24 protein-coding genes are annotated in these 23,792 nt (G+C 38.9%); 6 read left to right on the top strand and 18 right to left on the bottom strand.

The window, feature by feature from the left end; all coding sequences use genetic code 11:
- Positions 1-28: 28 nt before the first annotated feature.
- The 5 genes from thrB to yutH form a co-directional block, all read right to left on the bottom strand.
- Complete coding sequence (gene thrB, locus NST97_RS17250; protein ID WP_063387081.1) at positions 29-949, bottom strand: homoserine kinase; 921 nt, start codon at positions 947-949, stop codon at positions 29-31.
- Positions 946-2,007, bottom strand: a complete 1,062-nt coding sequence (gene thrC, locus NST97_RS17245) for a threonine synthase (protein WP_063387082.1) — start codon at positions 2,005-2,007, stop codon at positions 946-948. The genes thrB and thrC overlap by 4 nt, the downstream gene beginning before the upstream one ends.
- On the bottom strand, positions 2,004-3,302 hold the full coding sequence (locus tag NST97_RS17240; protein WP_186439305.1) for a homoserine dehydrogenase: 1,299 nt from the start codon (positions 3,300-3,302) through the stop codon (positions 2,004-2,006). The genes thrC and NST97_RS17240 overlap by 4 nt, the downstream gene beginning before the upstream one ends.
- Before the next feature lie 147 nt (positions 3,303-3,449).
- Positions 3,450-4,409 carry a 2-hydroxyacid dehydrogenase gene (locus tag NST97_RS17235; RefSeq protein ID WP_339211065.1) on the bottom strand — a complete coding sequence of 320 codons (960 nt, stop codon included), beginning with the start codon at positions 4,407-4,409 and terminating at the stop codon, positions 3,450-3,452.
- A gap of 138 nt (positions 4,410-4,547) precedes the next feature.
- Positions 4,548-5,531 (bottom strand): spore coat putative kinase YutH, encoded by a 984-nt coding sequence (gene yutH, locus NST97_RS17230; RefSeq protein WP_066249218.1) that lies wholly within the window; start codon positions 5,529-5,531, stop codon positions 4,548-4,550.
- Between the two features lie 216 nt (positions 5,532-5,747).
- Here yutH and NST97_RS17225 point away from each other — a divergent pair, with 216 nt between their 5' ends.
- Positions 5,748-6,230 (top strand): phosphatidylglycerophosphatase A family protein, encoded by a 483-nt coding sequence (locus tag NST97_RS17225; protein ID WP_063387086.1) that lies wholly within the window; start codon positions 5,748-5,750, stop codon positions 6,228-6,230.
- A gap of 50 nt (positions 6,231-6,280) precedes the next feature.
- Here NST97_RS17225 and NST97_RS17220 read toward each other — a convergent pair whose 3' ends face one another.
- Together NST97_RS17220 and hepT are read right to left on the bottom strand one after the other, a co-directional pair.
- A complete protein-coding gene (locus NST97_RS17220; RefSeq protein ID WP_094245253.1) occupies positions 6,281-7,048 on the bottom strand; it encodes a TIGR01457 family HAD-type hydrolase in 768 nt (255 codons plus the stop codon).
- Between the two features lie 27 nt (positions 7,049-7,075).
- A complete protein-coding gene (hepT, locus tag NST97_RS17215) occupies positions 7,076-7,513 on the bottom strand; it encodes a type VII toxin-antitoxin system HepT family RNase toxin (protein WP_094245252.1) in 438 nt (145 codons plus the stop codon).
- Positions 7,514-8,098: 585 nt separating this feature from the next.
- On the opposite strand from hepT, the gene NST97_RS17210 reads away from it, so the two are divergent.
- Complete coding sequence (locus NST97_RS17210; protein ID WP_063387089.1) at positions 8,099-8,365, top strand: DUF3055 domain-containing protein; 267 nt, start codon at positions 8,099-8,101, stop codon at positions 8,363-8,365.
- Positions 8,366-8,423: 58 nt separating this feature from the next.
- The gene (locus NST97_RS17205; RefSeq protein WP_063387090.1) at positions 8,424-8,705 is read left to right on the top strand and encodes a hypothetical protein; all 282 of its coding nucleotides are present in this window, start codon (positions 8,424-8,426) and stop codon (positions 8,703-8,705) included.
- A 62-nt stretch (positions 8,706-8,767) separates the two neighbouring features.
- On the opposite strand, the gene NST97_RS17200 is transcribed toward NST97_RS17205, so the two are convergent.
- Positions 8,768-9,043: a YutD family protein gene (locus NST97_RS17200; protein ID WP_063387091.1), complete on the bottom strand. Its 276-nt coding sequence runs from the start codon at positions 9,041-9,043 to the stop codon at positions 8,768-8,770.
- Between the two features lie 114 nt (positions 9,044-9,157).
- Between NST97_RS17200 and NST97_RS17195 the strand changes: the two genes are divergently transcribed.
- Positions 9,158-9,790 carry a YhcN/YlaJ family sporulation lipoprotein gene (locus tag NST97_RS17195; protein WP_094245251.1) on the top strand — a complete coding sequence of 211 codons (633 nt, stop codon included), beginning with the start codon at positions 9,158-9,160 and terminating at the stop codon, positions 9,788-9,790.
- A 93-nt stretch (positions 9,791-9,883) separates the two neighbouring features.
- Here the strand turns inward: NST97_RS17195 and lipA are convergent, their stop codons facing one another.
- Positions 9,884-10,780, bottom strand: coding sequence for a lipoyl synthase (gene lipA, locus NST97_RS17190; protein ID WP_063387093.1), 897 nt, complete (start codon positions 10,778-10,780; stop codon positions 9,884-9,886).
- A 196-nt stretch (positions 10,781-10,976) separates the two neighbouring features.
- Between lipA and NST97_RS17185 the strand changes: the two genes are divergently transcribed.
- Positions 10,977-11,954 (top strand): M23 family metallopeptidase, encoded by a 978-nt coding sequence (locus NST97_RS17185; protein WP_130157080.1) that lies wholly within the window; start codon positions 10,977-10,979, stop codon positions 11,952-11,954.
- A gap of 249 nt (positions 11,955-12,203) precedes the next feature.
- On the opposite strand, the gene NST97_RS17180 is transcribed toward NST97_RS17185, so the two are convergent.
- The 3 genes from NST97_RS17180 to NST97_RS17170 are packed head-to-tail and all read right to left on the bottom strand — an operon-like array spanning position 12,204 to position 14,862.
- Positions 12,204-12,512, bottom strand: coding sequence for a YunC family protein (locus NST97_RS17180; protein ID WP_063387095.1), 309 nt, complete (start codon positions 12,510-12,512; stop codon positions 12,204-12,206).
- A gap of 57 nt (positions 12,513-12,569) precedes the next feature.
- Positions 12,570-13,979 (bottom strand): bifunctional metallophosphatase/5'-nucleotidase, encoded by a 1,410-nt coding sequence (locus NST97_RS17175; RefSeq protein WP_339211061.1) that lies wholly within the window; start codon positions 13,977-13,979, stop codon positions 12,570-12,572.
- On the bottom strand, positions 13,972-14,862 hold the full coding sequence (locus NST97_RS17170) for a DUF72 domain-containing protein (protein WP_341343510.1): 891 nt from the start codon (positions 14,860-14,862) through the stop codon (positions 13,972-13,974). The genes NST97_RS17175 and NST97_RS17170 overlap by 8 nt, the downstream gene beginning before the upstream one ends.
- Positions 14,863-15,334: 472 nt before the next feature.
- Here NST97_RS17170 and NST97_RS17165 point away from each other — a divergent pair, with 472 nt between their 5' ends.
- On the top strand, positions 15,335-15,844 hold the full coding sequence (locus NST97_RS17165; protein WP_339211060.1) for an SMI1/KNR4 family protein: 510 nt from the start codon (positions 15,335-15,337) through the stop codon (positions 15,842-15,844).
- Positions 15,845-16,724: 880 nt separating this feature from the next.
- Here the strand turns inward: NST97_RS17165 and sufB are convergent.
- The 6 genes from sufB to NST97_RS17135 form a co-directional block, all read right to left on the bottom strand.
- Positions 16,725-18,122 carry a Fe-S cluster assembly protein SufB gene (gene sufB, locus NST97_RS17160; RefSeq protein ID WP_063386926.1) on the bottom strand — a complete coding sequence of 466 codons (1,398 nt, stop codon included), beginning with the start codon at positions 18,120-18,122 and terminating at the stop codon, positions 16,725-16,727.
- Between the two features lie 31 nt (positions 18,123-18,153).
- Positions 18,154-18,588, bottom strand: a complete 435-nt coding sequence (gene sufU / locus NST97_RS17155) for a Fe-S cluster assembly sulfur transfer protein SufU (RefSeq protein ID WP_063386927.1) — start codon at positions 18,586-18,588, stop codon at positions 18,154-18,156.
- Entirely contained in the window at positions 18,578-19,798 is a 1,221-nt protein-coding gene (locus tag NST97_RS17150) for a cysteine desulfurase (RefSeq protein ID WP_063386928.1), read from the bottom strand. The genes sufU and NST97_RS17150 overlap by 11 nt, the downstream gene beginning before the upstream one ends.
- Positions 19,798-21,108 (bottom strand): Fe-S cluster assembly protein SufD, encoded by a 1,311-nt coding sequence (gene sufD, locus NST97_RS17145; RefSeq protein WP_311066986.1) that lies wholly within the window; start codon positions 21,106-21,108, stop codon positions 19,798-19,800. Before sufD ends, NST97_RS17150 begins: the two co-directional genes overlap by 1 nt.
- Positions 21,109-21,125: 17 nt before the next feature.
- On the bottom strand, positions 21,126-21,911 hold the full coding sequence (sufC, locus tag NST97_RS17140; protein WP_063386930.1) for a Fe-S cluster assembly ATPase SufC: 786 nt from the start codon (positions 21,909-21,911) through the stop codon (positions 21,126-21,128).
- A gap of 1,033 nt (positions 21,912-22,944) precedes the next feature.
- A complete protein-coding gene (locus NST97_RS17135) occupies positions 22,945-23,790 on the bottom strand; it encodes a MetQ/NlpA family ABC transporter substrate-binding protein (protein ID WP_094245247.1) in 846 nt (281 codons plus the stop codon).
- Between the last annotated feature and the right edge of the window lie 2 nt (positions 23,791-23,792).

Genomic DNA, 23,792 nt, shown 5'->3' with positions numbered 1-23,792 from the left:
CAAACCGGCGAAAAGCCGGTTTGTTTCTTTATATCAAGCTTTCAATATGAGTAAACCAAGACTTTGTCCCTTCATAATCAATTTCTAGCTGTGTTACTTCACAATGAGGAAAAGCCTCTTTTAGTTTAGGACGCAATGAGTGTCTCATGCCTTTTGGAGCAAAACACAATATCGTTGGACCTGCACCGCTCAATACAGTCCCGTACACACCGTGCTCTTTTCCTATCTTTCGAACAGCTGACAGTTCAGGAACTAGACTTTCCCTATACGGTTGATGGAATATGTCCATTTCCATCATTTGGCCTGCCAATTCCCAATTATTATTCATGATGCTCCCAACAAGCACATTGCTGATCGCACTGGCTTTCACCGACTGCTGAAATTTAAATGTCTTCGGCAAAACGCCTCTAGAATCCTTCGTATATAAATAATATGGCGGAATAACCGCGATAATATCCACATCCAGATTATCCACTTTTACAAAATATGTGTGGTCATCTGTTAAATAGCCGACCACTAGACCGCCTACTATAGAAGCTCCGGCATTATCCGGATGTCCCTCAAACTTGCTGGCAAAATGAATTTTTTCTTCATCGCTCAAATTCAGTTTACAAACACGATCGCAAAGCTCAATCCCTGCTGCAATGGCGGCCGCGCTGCTTCCGAGTCCTCTTGTCATCGGAATATCACTTGAAATTTCCACATAACATGCAGGAAGATTAACACTATGTTTTTCTGCTAGCTTGGAAGCGACTTTATAAATTAAATTCTCTTTCCCTTCCGGTACGTTTGCTACTTCTTCACTTACCGGCTTAAATGTCCAATTTTCCGCAAATGTAACGGCTAGTGTTAAATAGCGGTTTAAAGCGAGCCCTACAGAATCAAAACCGGGGCCAAGATTGGCTGTACTTCCGGGAACTTGAATTTTTAACATGTCTCCTTCTTTCATACATGCCCATCTCCCTTGAGATGGTCCATCACAGCTTTCTTTTCATTAGGCAGCACGATCGGCTGGATGGATGACACATCGATCGCAGTATTCGGATCTTTTAATCCGTTGCCGGTCAATACTGCTACAACTGTGCTTCCTTTCGGGATTTTCCCCGAATTTACATCTTTCATCACTCCTGCAATAGATGCACTTGAAGCAGGTTCAGCAAAAACGCCTTCCGTTCTTGCAATTAATTGATAAGCATCCAAAATTTCTTCATCTGTTACCATATCGATCTTTCCGCCTGATTCATTGGCAGCATTGACAGCAAATTCCCAGCTTGCTGGGTTTCCAATTCGAATGGCAGTTGCCACTGTTTCCGGATTTTCAATCACTTGATTTTTTACAATGGCTGCGGCGCCTTCCGCTTCAAAACCGTGCATTTTTGGAAGCCCTGTTTGGTGCCGCTCATTAAACTCTTTAAATCCTTTCCAATATGCTGTAATGTTTCCAGCATTTCCAACCGGAATCGCCAAATAATCCGGAGCTTTTCCCAGCTGTTCACAAATTTCAAACGCCGCTGTTTTTTGCCCTTCAATTCGGTAAGGATTTACAGAATTGACAAGAGTAATTGGCAGCTCTTCACAAATTTCACGAACCATTTTTAAGGCATCATCGAAGTTTCCTTCAATTGCAAAAATTTCTGCGCCGTACATAACTGCTTGGGCAAGCTTTCCAAAAGCGATTTTTCCGTTCGGTATAACAACAATGGAACGCAATCCTGCACGTGCCGCATATGCGGAAGCAGCTGCAGACGTATTTCCAGTTGAAGCGCACATTATAGTTGTGCTTCCTTCTTCCACCGCTTTTGCAACTGCCATCACCATACCGCGGTCTTTAAATGAACCGGTAGGATTCGCTCCTTCTGTTTTCACATACAGCTCAACGCCTAATTTTTCAGATAATTTTTCTAAATGAATGAGAGGAGTATTACCTTCGTTCAATGTCAGCATCGGTGTTTTGTCCGTTACTGGCAAAAATTCTTTATATTTTGCAATTAGTCCATTCCATTTCATAATAAGCCGTTCCCTTCTACTCGATACGTACTTTTAACTTCCTTAACAACCTGCAAATCTCGGAGCTCCATTAAAATTTCCTCAAAATCTTTTTTCGATGCTTTATGGGTAACGATGACAATTTCCGCTAAATCTTTATTTTTCAGAGGTAATTGGAGAATTTTCTCAAAGCTTACACCTCTGTCTGAAAAGAGGGATGTAATTTTTGAAAAAGCTCCAACTTGATCTTCTACGTGAATTCGTAAAAAGTATTGGGCAAAAATTTCTTCAGGTGCCTTCAATTGTTTCTGATATTGCGGGGCTACGGCGCTTCTTCCATTTACACCTAGACGCATGTTTTTCAATACGCCTACTAAATCCGAAACAACAGCGGTTGCAGTTGGCAAGCTTCCTGCGCCAGGACCGTAAAACATTGTTTCCCCTACCGCTTCGCCGTACACATAAACCGCATTATATTCATCTTGGACGGAAGCTAACGGATGATGATCGGGCAGCAGTGCAGGCTGTACACTAACTTCAATTTTATCACCGCTTCGATGGGCGATGCCGATTAATTTCATCGTATAGCCGAGCCGTTTACTGTAATCAATATCCTCTTGTGTAATATCCGTTATCCCTTTTACTTCCACATCTTCTAAATCTACTTCCATAGAAAATCCAAGTCTTGCCAAAATCGCCATCTTTCTCGCTGCATCCAAGCCTTCTACATCAGAAGTCGGATCAGCTTCTGCATATCCTAATCTTTGCGCTTCCTTCAGCACTTCTTCATAAGGGGTTCCGTATTTTGACATTTTCGTTAAAATAAAGTTTGTCGTTCCGTTAACAATCCCCATCATTTTTGTAATCCGGTCTGACGCCAATCCATCTACCAATGTACGCAGAATCGGGATGCCGCCTGCGACACTTGCTTCATAAAAAAGATCGCAGCCGTTATCCGTCGCTTTTTTGAGCAACTCAGTTCCGTACACGGCCATCAAATCTTTATTTGCCGTCACAACATGCTTCTTCCGATTTAATGCTTCAAGTAAATATTCCCGTGTCTGCTCAATTCCCCCCATGACCTCAATAATGACGTCAATATCCGGATCTTCTATTACCTCATGAACATTTGTCGTTAATTGGGAAGGTTCTACATGAACGTCTCTTTTTTTATTTGTATTTTGAACAAGAATTTTTTTTACTTTCACCGGGCACCCGATTAAATGAATGAGCTTATCCTGGTGGTCTTCAATGATTTTTACTACTCCGCTACCAACGGTGCCTAAACCGAGCAGTCCTACTGAGATTGATTCCAACCAATTCATCTCCCTTATGTTTATTTATAATAGACAATTGTCTGCCGTAAAAAGACATTAACTGTTTTATAAGACATTATAAATTTCAATGACTGATTTTACAAGAGAAATTTTCATCATCCGCATATGTAAACGCTTTTTGGGCGTTTAAACAACGGCTGTTTTCGGTTTCTCACCCGTTAACACACGTTGAATATTTTCGACGCAAAGTTCGATCATTTTTATGCGGGTTTCCCGACTCGCGCTGCCGATATGCGGAAGTGCTACAACTTGTTTCAATGATAAAAGCGGATGATTGGAATCAATCGGTTCTTCTTTAAACACATCCAATCCACAACCAGCGATTTCACCAGTTTTTAGAGCATTATACAAAGCGTTTTCATCAACAGATGCTCCTCTGCCAGCATTAACAAATATTGCACTTGTTTTCATTTTTTTAAAGGCTTCCTCGTCAAACAAGTTTTTCGTTTCATTTGTTAATGGTGTTAAATTAACGACAAAATCGGCTTTCTCTAGCAATTCATCAAATGTGCAGTATTTCGCTCCAAGCTCTTTTTCCACATCCGGTTTCTTTGAACGATTATGATACAAAATTTCCATATCAAATCCTTTTGCCCGTCTCGCAACAGCTTCTCCAATTTTCCCCATCCCAACGATCCCAATCGTTTTATGATGGATATCGCTTCCTGCCAACAAAAATGGAGACCACCCTGTCCATTTTCCTTCTTTTACATACTCCGCAGCTTCAACCAATCTTCTTGCCGCTGCCATTAACAAAGCAAAGGTTAAATCGGCAGTCGTATCTGTTAGTACATCCGGTGTATTAGTTACAGTCACGCCGTACTTTTTCGACGCTTCGAGATCGATATTGTCATACCCGACTGCTAAATTAGCAACGATTTTTAATTTTTTGGCTTTTTGAAGCAGTTCTTCATCCACCCGGTCTGACAGCATTGTAAGCAGAGCATCAGCTTTTTTTGCCTTTTCCAATAATACAGCCCTCGGACATGGAGAATCCTGCTCCCACATGTCGACAACTCCGATGGAACGAAGAGGATCCAATAGGTTTTCTGGCAGCTTTCTTGTTACAAAAATATATTGGGTCACTGATTCATCTTCTCCTTCTTCTAATAAATGGCTATTGTTTTGAATTGATATGACAAAATCGATGCTTTGTTCGAAACAGCAGCAAGATTTTAGCTGCTTTCTTTTTTATGATACCACAACAAAATGCAAATGAACCTTTTATAACCATGTCAAAGCCGGCAATACAATTTGCTTTTTCCTCAAATATATCATAGATGAAAACGAAGATAAAAATTGCTCATATTGCGAAGATGTTTGCAAAATTTTTTCCATTTGAAATTGTAGAGAATCCCTTTCTTCTTCCTCTGCAAGATAATAGTTTTCAACACATTCAAAATAATGAACAGGAAACAAAAGCCTGCTAAAAACTAACCGCCAAAAAAAAGAGGATAACGGAGACGCTCGGTCGTATTCTGCCAAAAAAAGCTCATCAATTGTTTGCCTTCCTGTCAGAAAATCATACCTTAAACATTCAGCAATATCTCTTCCTCCATGATCAAAAACGAAATCAACAGGCAATGAAAATGCGTTTTCCCATGTTTCTCTCGTAAAACGTTGATGACATATGGTGCCGGAATCAACCGGCAATGGTCGATCATCAAGCTCAGTATCCGCTAAATATTGGATGGCATTTTCGCCTAAGCCTAAATAATATGGAAAGGATTCAATAAATAGCTTGTCAAAGGCGTGATGAGGCTTTGAAGCAATTTGAATACTCCAAAATTGCTCCATTTGATCGATCCGCCTTGCCCATAAATTTCTCCATTGCCCAATTCGATTCGAATGAACGGGAGTAAAAGGCAGCCTTCTGCCAACTTCGTGAAAAAATGACAGCTCTTTTCCGAGAGAAGTTATATTAAGCCGCTTTGTTTGTTGAGGTATTTGAAACACAGCGTAGCGCGTTCCATTATGTTCTGCCGTAAGATCCCCATTTACAGTTAATAAAAACGAAGCAGCTTTTCTCTCGTTAGTCATAAGGAGATAACGACTCATTTCATACAGTTCATAAAGCTCCTTATGGTCAATATGTGAAACAGCTGCAATAAAACCGATATTTCTTTTTGTTTTAAACCCCTGCCATTGCCCAATTGAAAAAAAGTCGAGTACATCTATTCCATAATGCTTTTTTAAAAGCTCTTTCATTCCTAATTCCCCCTATAAATCCATTGTTCAAAAAAACACCCCAATAATATAAATAATGAAAAAATGCCATAAACTATAACATGTAGAAAAGCTTTTGTGTATACAATATAAAAAAGATGTTGATGCTTTTTGAAAATTTAAGCAAGAATTTATTGAAATCGGCGTCACAGCCGATTTCAGCACTTTCATATACTTGTAAAAGATAGGGTGAACGACATGGATAAAATAGAGCAAACTGCAAGAAAATGGCTGAAAGATAGAGGAGTTACACCGGATGACATCGCAGAGCTCGTCTATTTTTTACAGCAGCAATATTATCCAAACTTAACAAAAGAAGACTGTTTGCAAAACGTGGAAAGAGTTCTTTCGAAAAGAGAGGTTCAAAATGCCATTTTAACCGGAATTCAATTAGATGTTCTAGCAGAAAAGGGGGGTTTACAGGAGCCTCTTCAATCGATCATCCAATCGGATGAAGGATTATATGGAATTGATGAAATTCTTGCATTTTCCATTGTGAATATTTACGGATCAATCGGGTTTACGAACTATGGCTATATCGATAAACAAAAGCCTGGTATACTTGCTCATTTAAACGATAAAAGCACAGGTAAGTGTCATACTTTTCTAGATGATATTGTCGGAGCCATTGCAGCGGCAGCTTCAAGCCGGCTCGCCCATCGATCCACTGATTCACAGTAGGGGCAGCGGAGCACCTATTGTGAAATCAGCTGGAAAAGAAAAAGGCTTCATCATAGCACATGCCATTCCGAAAGGTTATTCACTGTATAAGTCGGTTGTATTTCTTTATCTTTTAAGTGTTCTTTCGTTGTTACGCCTGTATGCACAAGAAGGGTGTCCATCCCTGATTGGATACCTGCCTTAATATCCGTCTCGTAATTATCTCCGACAAGAAGCGTTTCTTCTTTTTTCGTTTTCAGCATTTTCAGCCCTTGCTCTACAATAATTTTTTCAGGTTTTCCGATAAAAATCGGCTGAACATTTGTAGATACTGAAATGACCGATGTAATGGCGCCATTGCCTGGAAGCAGTCCTCGCTCAGTCGGCAGAGCAGTATCCCCGTTTGTTGAAATAAATGTTGCACCTGCGCGAACCGCTAAACAGGCCTTGGCAAGCTTTTCATAATTGATGTTTCGGTCAATACCCACAACGACAAAATCCGGATTTTCATCGACGAAGCGAAAACCTTTTTCCTCCAAGGCCTTTCGCAGCCCCTCTTCACCGATTACATATATAGAAGCATTTTGTTTTCTTTCCCAAATAAAATTGGCTGTGGCAATGCTTGAAGTTAAAATTTGATGCTCTTCCGCCGGAATGCCGAGACTGATTAGTTTTTCAGCTACTTGCTTCGGAGTTTTAGAAGAATTGTTTGTCATAAATAAGTACGAAATTCCTTTTTCCTTCAGTTTTTTAACAAATTCTTCAGCTTCTTCAATTTTTTCTGTACCCCGATACATGGTGCCGTCTAAATCGATGAAATATCCTTTATATTTCTTCAATTTTTTTTCACTCCTTCAATCAATCCATTACGGCTTAAAAGCTGTAACTGGTCCAAGTTCATCTTCCAAGTAGGTTCGAACACGATGGCAAAAATTTCTCAAAACTTGTAAATGGGTTGATATTGAATCATACAGTTCTTCATGCCGTATGTTTAAATAATCTTGAACGAGCATTTTTCTGTAGGAAATTAATTTTTTTAATCCTTCCGCATCCCTGCTGTCAACGACAGATTCATCTTCTAAAATGTCAATAATGTCTTCATAGCTGCCCGGGTCCCGCATAATAAAACCGTCAATAATTCCGTTTCCGATATCTAAAATCGCCTCAATCAACAATTGGGCAATCCGCTCCAACGCTTTTTTTTCAACATCAGACTCCCACTGTTGATGTCCTTCAAACATGGATACAAGATCTTCTACAAATTTTACAGTATCTTCAATCTTTTTTCTGTCCACAAAATACATATGATTTCTTTCCTTTCTTAAGGTTTTTGTATCCGTTTTTTATTTTACCATACTCGACCATTTGAACTACCTACTACTTTACACACTTTTGAGTTTTTTAAAGCAGAGCACTAAAATCCTCTCGTTAGACGGATCGATTTTGGCAAAAACAGAGCTGATGTTTCTAAAATTTGGATTTCGTGATTGAGCAGGCGCAAGCTTTCCGCGGTTTGATACATCTTGCATGCCGGGTGGGATCCGCTTAGATTTTTTCAATTTCGTAAAGAAATTCCTAAACGCGCACAAAAAATTGCTTTTACAGATGACGATTTTTCATGACAAGCAGATGAGGATTTTGAATATGACTTTCGTGCCGATTCATAATATGTTTCTCCAATTAACTTCCCATTCGATACAGAAATCATGGCTGATTGGCAGCAGATGTGCGGGCTGATAAAAAAATTGTGTTATTTTGCTTCTATTTCAACAGAAAAATCGCTATGCGAATCGAAACAGAGGTAAGTTTTCTCACAAATTTGCGATAAATCGTTGTGAATGCATCATCTTATGCTACAATGCAATTATAAGAAACGGAGGTAATGAACCATGGCCGAACGCTTTTTTTTGTATGATGAAACCGTCGAGACAAAAACAAGATTTGTTAGCTTTATGGGAGAAAATCAACGCTTTGATTTAGCCATTATTCAATCGGACCGCTATTACGGAAAATATCTTGTACTAAATTTGCAAAGCAACCGGTTTGCGATCATTGGGGAAGATGATCTTAAAGAACCGGGGTATTTAGAAGATGTTTATCAATTAAATGATGAAGACGCAAAAGAGCTTCGGGAGTTTTTATATGAGATCGTCTAATGTATAAATTACCTTCCATGAGGAACGATAATGGTAAAATCATGGACAGGTGAACAAAATGGACAAACAAAATGAATATACTGATTTTTCAGTAGTGGAAACAATGCGAAACTATATTATCCCGGAGGATATGCCGGAAGGCGCCTACGGAGCTCCGCGGGGAAAGGATGAACCTGTGGAGAATAAAAGCACACCTTGGGAAGAAGGTCAGCGTCCATATAGCAGTTTTAACTATGAATTCAAATCCTTGCATCAGAATTTGCCGAGACAATTTCCGGGCAGTCATCCTCCTCATGATGAACCTGATAAAAATGAAGAAGACCCGTATGAAATAAAGTAATCAGGACGGCTGTATGCCGTCCTGATTACTTTTTCACACCCAGATGTTTTTGCATCTGGCGTTTATTTTTTTATTTTCTTTAATACAAAATAAGCACAGCCGAAATTGCAATATTCATACAAATATTCATCTAATGAGCTGATTTTCGTATCATGTGTTGCTTTTTGGTTTTGATCATCAAAAAATCCTCTCAGCCGCAATTGGCTATATCCCCAATCGCCGACAATATAATCATATTTGTTTAAAATTTCACTGTACCTTGCTTTAAAAGCCTCTTCATTAAAACCATTTTTAAAATCTTTTATAAGCTCGTATGTTTGATTAAAAATTGTGATCATTTACAAATTCACCCTCTTCCATATGTTTATCATAAACAAATGATTTCCCTCCATCAATTGCCTGACAACAATTTTTTAAAAGCGGCAATCCTAAAATTATAAGGAGGTGCTGAAATGAAAAAAAGGCTTTTTACTCCTTTTATCATAGCTGCGCTTGCAGCCAGCGGGTGCCAATATGATCAAGAAGGAAAAGGTCTATATAATGAAAACGGGAATACGGTAAACGTGGCAGAAAGAAATGATAATTATAACAGCAATAAAGATTCAGACAGCTTTGGATATGTCCGGCATCAAAAAAGTCCAACAGCCGGAATAGAGAAAGCCACAGTAAAAACTCCTGTCATCAATCGGGAACAATTAGCAGACGTAATCGGAAGGCTTGCCGTCCAGCTTCCAAATGTTCATGATGCTGCTACGCTCGTAACAGATGAAGAAGTTCTTATAGCGTATAAAACCGATTCAAACAACAAATTTGAAACAGCTGACCAAGTGAAAAAGACAGCTGCATCCATTGTTCCGCGTTATTTTCATATTTATGTAACCGATAATCCTAATCTGTTTAAAGAAATCGAATCATACAGCACTCTTGATGGAGAGTCTCCAAATATTAACCGCAATTTAAACCAGACCATTCAGCGCATGTTAAAGTCTCCCCAAGGAAGAAAATTGAATGCTGGTGAAAATGCAAATGGCGAAGGATTCGGAGAAATGAACGAAAGTATTGATCACGACATAAAAGATCAATGAAATAAACGTTGATGCATAGGTGAATTTTTTAGAGGTTATTTACCTATTTTTATTAAAACGGGCCGTCAAGAAATTCTTGACGGCTCTGTGGCTTTAAGCTTTTGCCTGCCGCTGTTTGGCTGCCTCATTTACTTGTTCATCAGCATGATAAGACGAACGGACTAACGGACCTGCCTCGCAATGGCTGAATCCTTTTGACAAAGCAATTTCTTTTAATTCTGCAAATTCATCTGGATGGTAAAATTTTTGAACTTTTAAATGTTTTTTCGTAGGCTGCAAATATTGTCCGATTGTGATGATGTCAACATGATTTGCACGAAGGTCATCCATCGCTTCGATAATTTCTTCTTTCGTTTCCCCAAGCCCGATCATAATGCTTGATTTTGTCGGAATATCCGGATTGATTTCTTTTGCTCTCCGCAAAAACTCCAAAGAACGTTCATAGGTTGCACGAGCGCGAACCCTTGGGGTTAAGCGCCGAACAGTTTCAATATTATGGTTTAAAATATCAGGTTTAGCGTCCATTAATGTTTTTAAATTTTCGTACACTCCGCCCATGTCAGATGGAAGAACTTCTATTGTAGTAAATGGATTTTTTTTGCGCACAGCACGAACCGTTTCAGCAAAAACGGCTGCTCCGCCATCTTTCAAATCATCACGGGCAACTGCAGTGATGACAACATGCTTTAAGTTCATAATGCGGACGGAATCCGCTACACGCTCCGGCTCTTGCCAATCAAGCTCGGTTGGCAGTCCTGTTTTCACTGCACAGAAGCGGCATGCGCGTGTACAAACGCTTCCTAAAATCATAAATGTTGCCGTTCTTCTCACTGCCCAGCATTCATGAATATTGGGGCATTTCGCTTCTTCACAAACCGTATGAAGCTTTTGCTCGCGCATCAATTTTTTTAACCCTGTGTAATTCTCGTTTGTATTTAATTTTATTTTAAGCCATTCAGGTTTTCGTAAACTTTCTTCTTTTTGAGCCATTTTTCATCATCTCCAATATGTAATCATTAAAAAAATAAAGATGATACACTATAGTCAATTTAACATAATGAAAGATATTGGACAAGAAAAAGGAATTTTATATTCCTTCAATTTCCAGCCATTGAAACTTTACTTTTTTCTTACACTAAGACATGACATGATGGAAAGGAGTTTATCAATTGTGGTTCTCAGAAAAATGTTATTATTGGCTGCACTTTTATCTTTATTTTCCAGCCATGCCAATGCGTCCAGTCAATTAACTGAACAACAAATAAATCATTTGCGAATGAGCCTGTATAAAAAGGTGGAAGCCATCACCCAGATTCCTTGGTATGTATTGGCTGCGTGCGACCAATACGAACGAAACGTCAGAAAAATAAAAAATGATATCCCAAAACAAAAAGGAGTTATTGGCATTTACATTCCTCCTGATAAATGGGCTGGGACAGCTAATCCGAATCTGAACGACCAAAATCCGGTTAGCATTCAGCTATTCGGGGGAATCGGAATGGATGGAAACGGCGACGGCAAAGCGCAAATGGATCATGATGAAGATGTCTTATATAGTTTTGCACATTTTTTATCAAAATATGGTAATGATATAGAAAATTTAAAAATTGGTTTATGGTCTTATTATCACCGTGATAAAACGGTCGGAATTATTTTAGGTCATATGAAATTGTTCAAACATTTCGGGCATCTGCAATTAAACGAGCATGCTTTTCCTCTTCCCGTCAGAACTGATTACAGCTACCGTGATACATGGGGAGATGCGCGCGGCTGGGGCGGCCGGAGAATTCATGAAGGCACAGATATATTTGCACATTATGGCGTACCGGTTCGTTCCACTTGCTACGGAATTGTCGAAATGAAAGGCTGGAATCGCTATGGGGGTTGGAGAATCGGTATTCGGGACATTCAGAATACGTACCATTATTTTGCACATTTAAACGGCTTTGCCAAAGACATTCACGTTGGACAAATCGTAAAACCGGGGCAAATCATCGGTTCTGTCGGAAGCAGCGGCTACGGCCCTCCAGGAACATCTGGCAAATTCCCGCCGCACTTGCATTACGGGATGTATAAAGACAACGGTAAAACCGAGTGGTCTTTTGACCCTTATCCGCATTTAAAACTATGGGAACGGCTTGAATGGCAAAAAGAAAAAAAATAAAGAGCCCGCACCAACTCAGGAACGGGCTCTTTATGAATCAATTTTATGTTTTTTACTCGACTGAATGGCAATTACTTGCGACTATATCGCTGATCAAATGATAGAAAATACTTTTTCATGTCTGTTGAAAAATCCATTAATGAATACATCTTATTTAAATTCATAGATGGTACGTTTTGGAAAATTCTTTCATCTGTATACTATAGATGAGCAATAATCATTCTTTTATAAAAAGATAATGGTTGTTTTTTATTTTTCTACCATTTTCAATAGTGCTTCTTTGCCTGTCATCCCTGCCTTAATGCCAATTGCCTCCGCTTCTGTTGTGACTGATTCCAATGGGGCTTCAAGAAGCTGCTCAATTGTCCTCACTCCGACAGCGCGGCCGGCAATAATTTTTCTCTCTTTTAATTTTTCATTCAATAAGGCTACATCAAGCGCACCGCACATAATATAACCTTTTTCGGCTGTAACAGCCATGAAATTCGTTTTTGGCAGCTGAATGGTAATGGCGGTAAATTGATGATCACCAATTTTAACCGGCGATACAGATACCATAAAATACCCTCCTTCCCTACTTCACTTTATGAAAGGAAAGGAGATGTTGACAAAAATTTATTGATGGATTTGCAGGAACTGTTTCGATAATTTCCAAGCAAGTACATCTCTTAGCAATTCAGGCATGAAGTATATTTTATTCTTTACACGGCTTAATTGCGGATATAATGGACCTAATGTAAACATATCAATAGTTGCCACTGCATACACATGATTTTGATCAAGATGTTTTCCATTTACAAAGATCTTTTTCACATGTTCCTTGCCATCTTCCAACGTTTCCATGACCGTTTCAATGCCGTCAAAAACCATACGCCCCATTACTTTGCCTCTGAAGCCTAATCCTTTAAGCTTCAATTGCTCCATTTCTTTTGTCCGTGCTTGTAAAATAACTTCTTTTAATTGATCGCCTTGAACCATGATTTTACAAGGATTAATCGGATGAGGACAAATCCGGTGCAAATCGCCTTTTGTGACGAGTCCTTTCGGAAGCGATTCAAGCAATACTCCGGCATTCACCATGGAAACTTCCCCATCGCACCATTCTTTTAAAGCGGAAGCCAACAGCTTTGCAAATGGTGAATCTGAAAACCAATCAATCCGTAATTCTTCTTTTAATTCCACAACAACTTCGTTAAGTTTTTGAGCACTTTCAGCTTTTTTTTGATCAAGCCACTTTATGGTAAAAACATCTTCTTTTTCAATCGTTTTCGTTTCAATAATCTCCGCTTTTTTATTTACCAGCTTCTTTTGAGCAGAGTCGATCTTAAGTTCAATATGTCCAAGCCACTGTCCAAACTTTCCTGCTCCCGCCAAAAGCGTATTGCCTACAAGCTTTCCACGATCAAGCACATGATGTGTATGGGCTCCTAATATAACATCGATATCAGGAAATTGTTGAGCAATCCATTCATCATCGGATATTCCAAGGTGTGATAAAAGAATGATAACATCTGCTTTGCCCCGGATTTCCTCCAATGTTTCTTTTATATTTGCCATCGGTTCTGTTATCATCCACCCTAACTGACGGTAAAATTGCTCAAAGCAAACCGTTACGCCTAAAATACCGATTCGGACTCCATTTTGTAAATGTTTAATCACATAAGGCTTTGCCCATTTTGGTCTAGTACCGTCTAAGTAAAATAAATTAGACACAATGACCGGGAATTGTGCATGATTATACAGCCGATCCAATGCTTCAAAAGGAAGAGTAATTCCTTCATTATTTCCAATCGTTATTGCATCTGGAGTTAAATGATTCAGCAGCTCAACATTTGCGACTCCCCCGGTCGCTTCAGTAATTGGATGAAAGCGATCGACGTGATCGCCGATATCGAATAAAAAAACAGTTTCGTTTTTACTTTTATGAATATGTTTTTTTGTTTTTAGATAATGAACGATTTTCGGCCAATTTTCAAAATGACTGTGCAGATCATTCGTATGATATATATGAACCGTCTCAATCAAAGTCGCTCTCTCCTTCAGTGGGATACTTTTCAAAACACTCAAATAAATCAAGCTGCCTTGGCGCTAAATCATGATATGTAATTCCTAACTTTTTCATCAGTTCTTTTCCATTGTCCGCCGCGTCTCCGCCCGAGTTGTTGTTGAAAATGAGATAGAGATCTTTAGTTTGCTTTTTCAGCATTTTTATGTGTCCTTTCCATTCATCAAGCTCTTGTTCATTATATCTATATAAATATCGTACTTCACGCCAATTCCCTTCTTTTGGCCTCAGCCATCCATGAACATTTCGTCCATGAAATCTTACCAAGGTCTTTTCTCTATTCGTGCAATATAATACGGTCGGAACTGAATTTTCCCCTGCCTGCGGCTCATCACAAATGGTGTGAATCCACCCTTCCTTCTCCATGAATTGAAGCGTTTTTTCATAATATGTAGGAAGGAACCAGGAGCGGTGGCGAAATTCTAGTGCACAAGGGGCATCCTTCATTTGCTCTTTGCACCATCGCAAGAAATCAACATTTTCTCTTTTGCAGTGAAACCAAGGGGGAAATTGAAAAAGAACCATTGCCAATTTATTCGCTTCTTGAAAGGGCTGAATCATTTTATAAAAAGCAGCGAACATTTCTGAGCGGCTTTCGAAAGATCCTAAGCCTGTTTCGTGTCCAGTCATTCCTTTATACGCCTTTACAATGAATTGAAAATTTTCGGGCGTCTCGTTCACCCATTTTCGAACGTTTTTCTCAGGCTGTATCGAATAAAAAGTGGAATCGACCTCAACAACAGGAAAATGTCCTGCATAAATCGTTAATTTATCATTCGATGATGTCCCGGATGGATAGAGAGAATCATGATCTCCCCAACCTGTCAAGCCTATGTAAATCATTTCTTACTCCTATCAATGTAGTCTTTATATACTCATCATAATACAGCATCGAAAAAGATTCACGATTTAAGCACTTTTTTGTTATAAAAGGCTGGCAGTATTTTTGGACATTGTATTTATAACAACAATAAAAATAAAGAGTTTTGCAACAAAAAAGTTCAAATATCTCATCCTGTACAGTTGCTGATCGAAGAAACAGGTAAAGTAAAGATGTTATAAGGATCTATGATCAGGAAATAATTCACAGATTCATCATTTACAACTTGAAAAAGCTGATGCTGCCAATTGGACTACTTCAGATAGAAAAAAATTACAGAAAATGGTATAATAAACATATAAGAGCACAGTTTGGCCAAATGATAAAATACACCGTATTCTACAATTTTAGTAACCTCATACAACTGTAAAAGGATTTCCACAGAAAGATTGTTAGTCCTTGCTGGATGAATGATAAAAGAGTGATAGCCACAACATGTCAGTACGAATCAAAATGACTTTAGATGCTTTGAATAAAAGACTAGATGAAAAGAATATGCTGGTTGTTCAAAATGAAGAAGGATTTTTAGGAAAACTACAATTTCGTTTCAATCCCCCTGCAACAGAAGAAGAAATCAAGAAGCTGCCTTTTAATATTCCTAGTGACTATGAAGACTTTCTGAAAATATGTAATGGTGCTACATTATTTGATGATCCTGAAAACGGAGGTGGACTGCAATTATTATCTGTCGAAGAGATACTAGAGGATTATCAATATATTGATTATCCTCCAGATTGGTTTCCTATTGGATATGGCTACGATGGCTGCCGGCTCATTATAGCTTTAGCTCCCGAAAGAAAAGGATATCTTTATTGGCTTGACAACGGCGGAAGTTTGGACGATCCGTTTGGGTTTCTAAACCTGACTTTTGAAAAATGGTTTGATTACTTTATAGTAGCCCAAGGTAGTAAGTTTTGGGAATGGATATGGGATTTTAATAGGTAAATTATCGCTTAGGGGCTAAATATATTTTGATCGTATAAATAAGTTTGCTTCTTCTTTATGAAAGGATCTCATTAAAAAGGATGCGGCTTCAGAAAATGACGCGCAATACATATGTATTGAGGTGGTTGTGTTGAAGATCGTAAAAGAAGCCGTGATTGTTTCTCTTGTACTCCATAATTATATATTTTAGGAACAGTTATATTTGGCCAACATCTTATACTCCTAATATGATGAATTTTTATTAGGAGATGAAATTACTGCAAATAATATAGCATTTGGTTTTATCAATCCATTATTTTTCTTGTTATCTTTTATTCTCCTTGCAATGATTTGCGGCTCGGTTTTATATTTTGTATGAGAAGATGTTCAAGCCTCATAGAAAAACGTAAGCTATCATTTATGGTGTTCTAGAGGAGAGGGGCAAGCGAAATTTTAAAGCCTTCTGATTCTTCTTTCTCACAGCCACTATTGGCATTGGGGAAAAGCTGTTATGCAATGTAAACTTTAGAAATAGTCCGGTGAGTGACGTTTCCTGCTTGTGACCTCCACAGAAGTGTGCAAACATGCAAACTCCCTGTTTTTTCTTTACATGATGCTCTCCTTTAGCTGGAGCGAAAGATTAAGATACTAAAGCATAAAAATAACCGCTGACACATATCTCCATGTGACCAATAAAATTGAGGACGAGGCACTGGAGTTGTATTAACGGTATACAAACATGAATATCTAATTTTTGTGGGTGAATTGTGGGACTGTCCTCAAATCCCCATTGAAAACAAAAAATTATAAACACCGATATATCAACGTTTCTAAAACATTAATGGGGGCGTCAATAAGCCGTAAAAACGACTTATTAGACACCCCCTTAGTATTATAAGGATTATCCAATACTTCCTTCCATTTCAAACTTGATGAGGCGGTTCATTTCAACGGCGTATTCCATTGGCAGCTCTTTTGTGAATGGTTCAATGAATCCCATGACGATCATTTCGGTTGCTTCCTCTTCAGAAATGCCACGGCTCATGAGATAAAACAGCTGCTCTTCAGATACTTTCGATACTTTTGCTTCATGTTCCAAAGATATATTATCGTTTAGGATTTCATTATATGGAATCGTGTCGGAAGTTGATTGGTTATCCATGATTAATGTGTCGCATTCAATGTTTGCACGTGCTCCATCTGCTTTCCGACCAAAATGGACAATACCTCGGTACGTTACTTTTCCACCTTGTTTCGAGATCGATTTCGAAACAATCGTAGATGAAGTATTCGGCGCTAAATGAAGCATTTTCGCTCCTGCATCTTGATGTTGACCTTTACCGGCAAGGGCAATGGACAATGTCATGCCGCGTGCACCTTCACCTTTCAAAACGACTGCAGGATATTTCATAGTTAATTTCGAACCGATGTTTCCGTCAATCCATTCCATTGTTGCATTTTCTTCACAAACCGCACGTTTCGTTACTAAGTTATACACATTGTTTGCCCAGTTTTGAATCGTTGTATAGCGGCAATAGGCTCCCTTTTTCACAATGATTTCTACAACAGCACTGTGCAGCGAGTTAGTTGTGTAGACAGGCGCCGTACATCCTTCAACATAATGAACGTGGGCACCTTCATCAACTATAATTAACGTCCGTTCAAATTGTCCCATGTTTTCTGAATTAATTCGGAAATATGCTTGCAAAGGCGTATCAACTTTTACTCCAGGCGGAACGTAAATAAAGGAACCCCCTGACCAAACTGCAGAGTTTAAAGCGGCAAATTTGTTATCAGTCGGTGGAACGACCGTCGCCCAATATTTTTTAAAGATGTCCTCGTTTTCTTTTAAGGCGCTGTCTGTATCTTTAAAAATGATGCCCATTTTTTCAAGGTCTTCTTTCATATTGTGATACACAACTTCTGATTCGTATTGGGCAGAAACACCTGCTAAATATTTTTGTTCCGCTTCAGGAATTCCGAGCTTATCAAAAGTGCGTTTAATTTCTTCTGGAACTTCATCCCAAGAACGTCCTGAGTGTTCAGAAGGTTTTACGTAATAAGTAATTTCATCGAAATCTAAAGCAGACAAATCGCCGCCCCATTGAGGCATTGGCATTTTATAAAAATGGTCTAAAGCTTTCAAGCGGAATTGCAGCATCCACTCAGGCTCATTTTTCATTTTCGAAATTTGTTCAACAATTTCTCTTGTCAATCCGCGTTCTGCTCGGTATATAGAAACGTCTTTATCGACAAAACCATACTTATAATCGCCTATTTCAGGCATTTTTTTCGCCATACTTTCTCACTCCAATCTCATTTAAATTTTATCACTCGACTTCAGACCGCACACCTTTTTCCATCGCTTTCCAGGCAAGCGTTGCACATTTGATTCGAGCTGGAAATTTTGAAACGCCTTGCAATGCTTCAATATCTCCTAAATCAATATCATCATCGTATTCCTTGCCTTGCATCATATCGGAGAAGATTTTAGAAAGCTTAAGAGCATTTTCAATCGTTTGTCCTTTGATCGCTTCGGTCATCATGGATGCCGATGACATCGAAATGGAGCAGCCTTCCCCTTCAAACTTCGCATCGATGACTTTTCCATCTTCAATTTTCATTGTCAAATGAATTCTATCACCGCAGGTTGGATTGTTCATGTCAACCGTAACGCTGTCTTGAAGAGAGCCTTTATTTCTAGGATTTTTATAGTGATCCATAATGACTTGACGATACAATGTGTCAAGATTATCAAATGACATTGCCGAAATACTCCTTTGTTTTTTGAATTGCGCGAATGAATAAATCAATTTCTTCTTCAGTATTATATAGATAAAAGCTCGCCCGTGCTGTCGCTGATACTTCTAAGCATTTCATCAATGGCTGGGCGCAATGGTGCCCGGCTCGGATCGCAATACCTTCCGCATCCAGAACAGTTGCCACGTCGTGAGGATGAATGCCTTCGAGGTTGAAGGTAACGAGCCCAGCCCGTTCTTTCGGTCCGTAAATTGTCATGCCTTCAATATTTGAGCATTGCTCCAATGCATATTGGGCAAGTCTATGTTCATGATTGAAAATATTCTCAAGCCCAATTTCTTCTAAAAAGTCAATTGCTGCGGCTAATCCAACTGCTCCGGCAATAATTGGTGTACCAGCTTCAAATTTCCATGGGAGCTCCTTCCATGTAGATTCATATAAACCGACAAAATCAATCATCTCTCCGCCGGTTTCAACCGGTTCCATATTTTCGAGCAGCTCTTTTTTTCCGTATAGAACACCGATTCCTGTCGGAGCACACATTTTATGTCCCGAGAAAGCAAGAAAATCACAATTTAAATCTTGAACATCAATTTTCATATGTGGTGCTCCTTGAGCAGCATCTACGACAAGAACAGCTCCGTTTTGATGAGCAATTTCGCCTATTTCTTTTACTGGATTGATCGTGCCAAGAACATTGGATACGAGCGCAATCGAAACAATTTTCGTATTGGCTGTAATCGTATTTCGAACATCACTTAACGAGATAGTTCCGTCTTCTTTTAGTGGTATATATTTTAACGTAGCTCCTGTTTCTTTTGCAACTTGCTGCCATGGAATTAAATTGGCATGATGCTCCATGTACGTAATGACAATTTCATCGCCTTCATTTAAATTGGCCCTTCCATAGCTCTGTGCCACCATATTTAGACCTGTTGTTGTTCCCCGTGTAAAAATAATTTCCTGGACGGATTTTGCGTTAATAAATTGACGAACTCTTTCCCGTGAACCTTCATAGGCATCTGTAGCTTTTGTACCAAGTGTATGAACACCGCGATGCACATTTGAATTGTACTCGCGGTAGTATTTTGTGATTGCATCAATGACGACATTTGGCTTTTGCGATGTTGCAGCATTATCCAAATAAACTAAATCGCGGCCGTTGACCTTTTGACTAAGGATCGGGAACTGTTTGCGAATTTCTTTAATATCCATTACCGAACTTTCCTTTCAATAACCTCTGTCAATTGGTTTTTTACACTTTCAATCGGCATTTGTCTTACAACAGGATCTAAAAATCCATGAATAATTAATCGCTCAGCCTCCGATTTTGAAATTCCTCTGCTCATTAAATAGTAGAGCTGAATCGGGTCAACACGTCCCACAGATGCGGCATGGCCGGCGACAACATCATCTTCATCAATGAGCAAAATCGGATTTGCGTCTCCTCTTGCCTTTTCACTTAACATTAAAACGCGGGATTCCTGCTCAGCATTTGATTTCGATGCACCGTGCTCAATTTTGCCGATGCCGTTAAAAATGGACGTCGCACTGTCTTTCATAACACCATGTTTTAAAATGTTGCCTTCGGTATGTTTGCCAAAGTGAACGACCTTCGTCGTAAAGTTTTGAATCTGGCTTCCTCTCCCAACAACAACTGTTTTTGTATCGCCTATAGAACCGTCTCCGACAAGATTTGTTGTGTTTTCAGAAATCGTATTGCCGTCATTCATTAATCCTAATGCCCAAAGAATTTTTGCATCGCGTCCAGCAACCCCGCGGCGGTTCACATATGTTGTGATGTTTTCAGTCAGATTGTCAACCGCACCGTAAGAAACTTTCGCATTAGTATTGGCGATAACTTCGGTAATTAAATTAAACACAGCACCCTCTGTTTCGGTGGTCGAGATGTAGTTTTCGACATACGTAACAGAACTATTATCATCCGCAACGATGATCACATGATTAAACAAATTGGCTTCAGGGTTTTCATGTATAAAAACCGCCTGAAGAGGCTTTTCCACTTCTACATTTTTCGGCACATACACAAAGACCCCGCCGTTTAAATAGGCTGCGTGCAAAGCTGTCAGCCGATGTTCATCAATTTTTACTCCATCTTTCATAAAATATTGCTGAAGCAAGTCTCCGTGTTCCTTCGCAGCCGTGTGAATGTCAGTAAAAATAACTCCTTTTTCTTTCAAATCTTCAGAGACTGTCAAAAAAGCAGGCGTATTGTCACGTTGTATATAGAGATTTTTATGTTCTTCATCTGCGTCAATAAGCGTTTTTACTTCTTCCGGCAGCTCATCAAGAGAAGATAGAGTGCTGCTGGAAACGACATGTTTAGAAAACTGAGAGAAATTCCATTTGTCGATTTTTGTTTTATCCGGCTTTGGCAATGGAAGCTCTTCAGCTTTTGCAAGAGCAAGCAAGCGAAGATCTTTCAGCCAGTCCGGTTCACCTAACTGTTTGGAGAAATTTTCTATATATTTCTGGTCAAACGGTAGTTTCGTTTCTACAGTCATTTTGATCCTCCTAACACTTACGCTTCTTGCCCTACTGTTTCGTCTTCGATGCCTAATTCCTTTTTAATCCAGTCATATCCTTCTGCTTCAAGACGCTGAGCTAGTTCTGCTCCGCCGGATTTCACGATTCTTCCTTGCATCATAACATGAACAAAATCCGGTGTAATATAGTTTAACAAACGTTGATAGTGTGTAATAATCAAGCAGCCAAACTCAGGGCTCCGCATTTCGTTGATACCTTTGGAAACAATTTTCAACGCATCAATATCTAAGCCTGAATCGATTTCGTCCAAGATGGCAATCTTAGGCTCAAGCATCATTAATTGAAGTATTTCATTCCGCTTTTTCTCACCGCCCGAGAATCCTTCATTTAAATATCGCTGCGCCATCCCTTGATCCATTTCAAGAAATTCCATTTTTTCATCCATTTTGCGAATAAATTTCATTAAAGAAATTTCGTTGCCTTCGCCTCGGCGGGCGTTGATAGCTGAACGCAAGAAATCAGCATTTGTGACTCCGCTGATCTCACTTGGATATTGCATGGCAAGAAAAAGTCCTGCACGCGCACGCTCATCTACTTCCATCTCAAGCACATCTTGTCCGTCGAGAGTTATGGATCCTTGTGTCACTTCATATTTTGGATGTCCCATGATCGCGGAGGAAAGAGTTGATTTTCCTGTTCCGTTCGGCCCCATGATCGCATGAATTTCTCCGCCTTTTATTTCAAGGTTCACACCTTTTAAAATTTCTTTCCCTTCTACGGAAACATGCAAATCTTTAATCGTTAATGTAGATCCTGACATAACCAATACCTCCATTAATCTATAGGTCAAATATTAATATCATTCTCAATTTATTCTCATTATTATTTTATAACAAATTAAAAGTGAATACAACCTTTTAATATCTCACAACATTATTCATATTACCAAATTTTTAGGAACAAAGTATATAGTCATCTTAGTATCATTCAAACAAACTTGTTGTATGTATTCAATAAAAAGAAAAACCAGTCTTTGCCGACTGGCTGATTTAGTTTAGCGTAGACAAAAACAATTTCCCTTTCAGATTAGCTGTTACAATTTGGCTGCTGCGGTAATTTCGTTCTCTTTTTCTTTCAACCTTCATTCGCTTCTTATGTGTTCTCCTATATTCGTTATATCCCATTCCGTGAAATTGATGCATGGCTTTTTCCATTTCAGACGTAAATTTAATGTCTATCATTTCTTGGTTTAAATAAATAATGAACCAATCCTTTCATTTTTTATACAATTTAATGTTAGCAATGATTACAGCTTGCAAGCAACCTGCTGTATCGCTGATTAAAACAGCTTAAAACCCATTTTAAGCCAATGAGAAAGGATTAAAGGTTCAATCTTACAAATGCTCCAAAATACTGAAAATTACATCTTTATTTGTTTTTCATGCAAAACATTCCGTTCTAAATGCGGCCGCTAAGCTCATCACAATTCCTTCTTCGAAAGCTGGTGCAAATCCTGCTGCTTCATATATTTCCTTTCGGCTGCATTCCCGCTGGAGAGAAAAAAATACAATATTCATCTTGCATTTGACACTGATCGATCATGCTATTGATAGCTCAACCTTTTTGAAACAAGCAATTGTAAAATTATGTTGAGTAAATGCCCCATTCCCTTTCTTATGTTCTGCTGAAGCGCTTAATCGAAATGAACAGCACTTTCTATTTGCTTTTTTGGCGGCATAAATTTCACCTAAGTTCGTACGTTTTTTCTCAAATGAATTTTTGTCCAAACAATACCAGCTCAGCTTGGTCCAAAAAAAGAAGCTGCGCGTAAATATGCACAGCTTCCCAATTGATTATTCAGCAGGAATAACGGAGCCTTGATAATTTGTTTGAATAAATTCTTTAATTTCATCTGATTGTAACACTTCTACAAGAGCTTTAATTTTTTCAGAGTCTTTATCTTCACTGCGGACAGCAATGACGTTTACATACGGATTGTCTTTTGGCGATTCAAGAGCAATGGCATCTTTTGATGGGTCAAGTCCTGCATCCAGAGCAAAGTTCCCGTTAATTAATACAGCGTCGCCTTCATTGTTTTCATAAGCTTTCGTCAACATTGGCGCTTCGATGTCTGTTTTGAATTTCAAATTCTTTTTGTTTTCTGCTATGTCATCAACTGTCGCTTTCGTTTTATCAACGCCATCTTTCAGCTTAATTAAACCTTTTTCCTCCAGCATTGACAGCATGCGTCCATGGTCAGCAACTGAGTTACTCATGATAATAGTAGCTCCATTCGGAAGCTCCTCTAAAGATTTATATTTTTTTGAATATACGCCAATTGGCTCAATATGAATTCCGCCGGCATTGACAAAATCATATCCATGTTCTTGTTTCTGTGCTTCAAGGTAAGGGATATGCTGGAAGTAGTTTGCATCAATATCCTTTTCCGCTAAAGCTTTATTCGGCAATACATAATCAGTGAATTCTTCAATTTCCAATTTATATCCTTTTTTCTCAAGAAGCGGTTTTGCTTCCTCTAAAATTTCTGCATGTGGAACAGGAGATGCGCCAACTTTAATTACTTCATTTTTCTCATTGTCAGAGCCGCCGGAGCTGCCTCCCTGATTACTTCCACCTCCGCAAGCAGAAGCAAATATCATCGTCGCACCTAAAACAGTCGCTAAAAGCCATTTTTTCATAT

The sequence above is a fragment of the Aeribacillus sp. FSL K6-1305 genome (genome assembly GCF_038050115.1).
Lineage (GTDB): Bacteria > Bacillota > Bacilli > Bacillales > Aeribacillaceae > Aeribacillus > Aeribacillus composti.
This window is presented reverse-complemented; position numbering and strand designations above follow the sequence as displayed.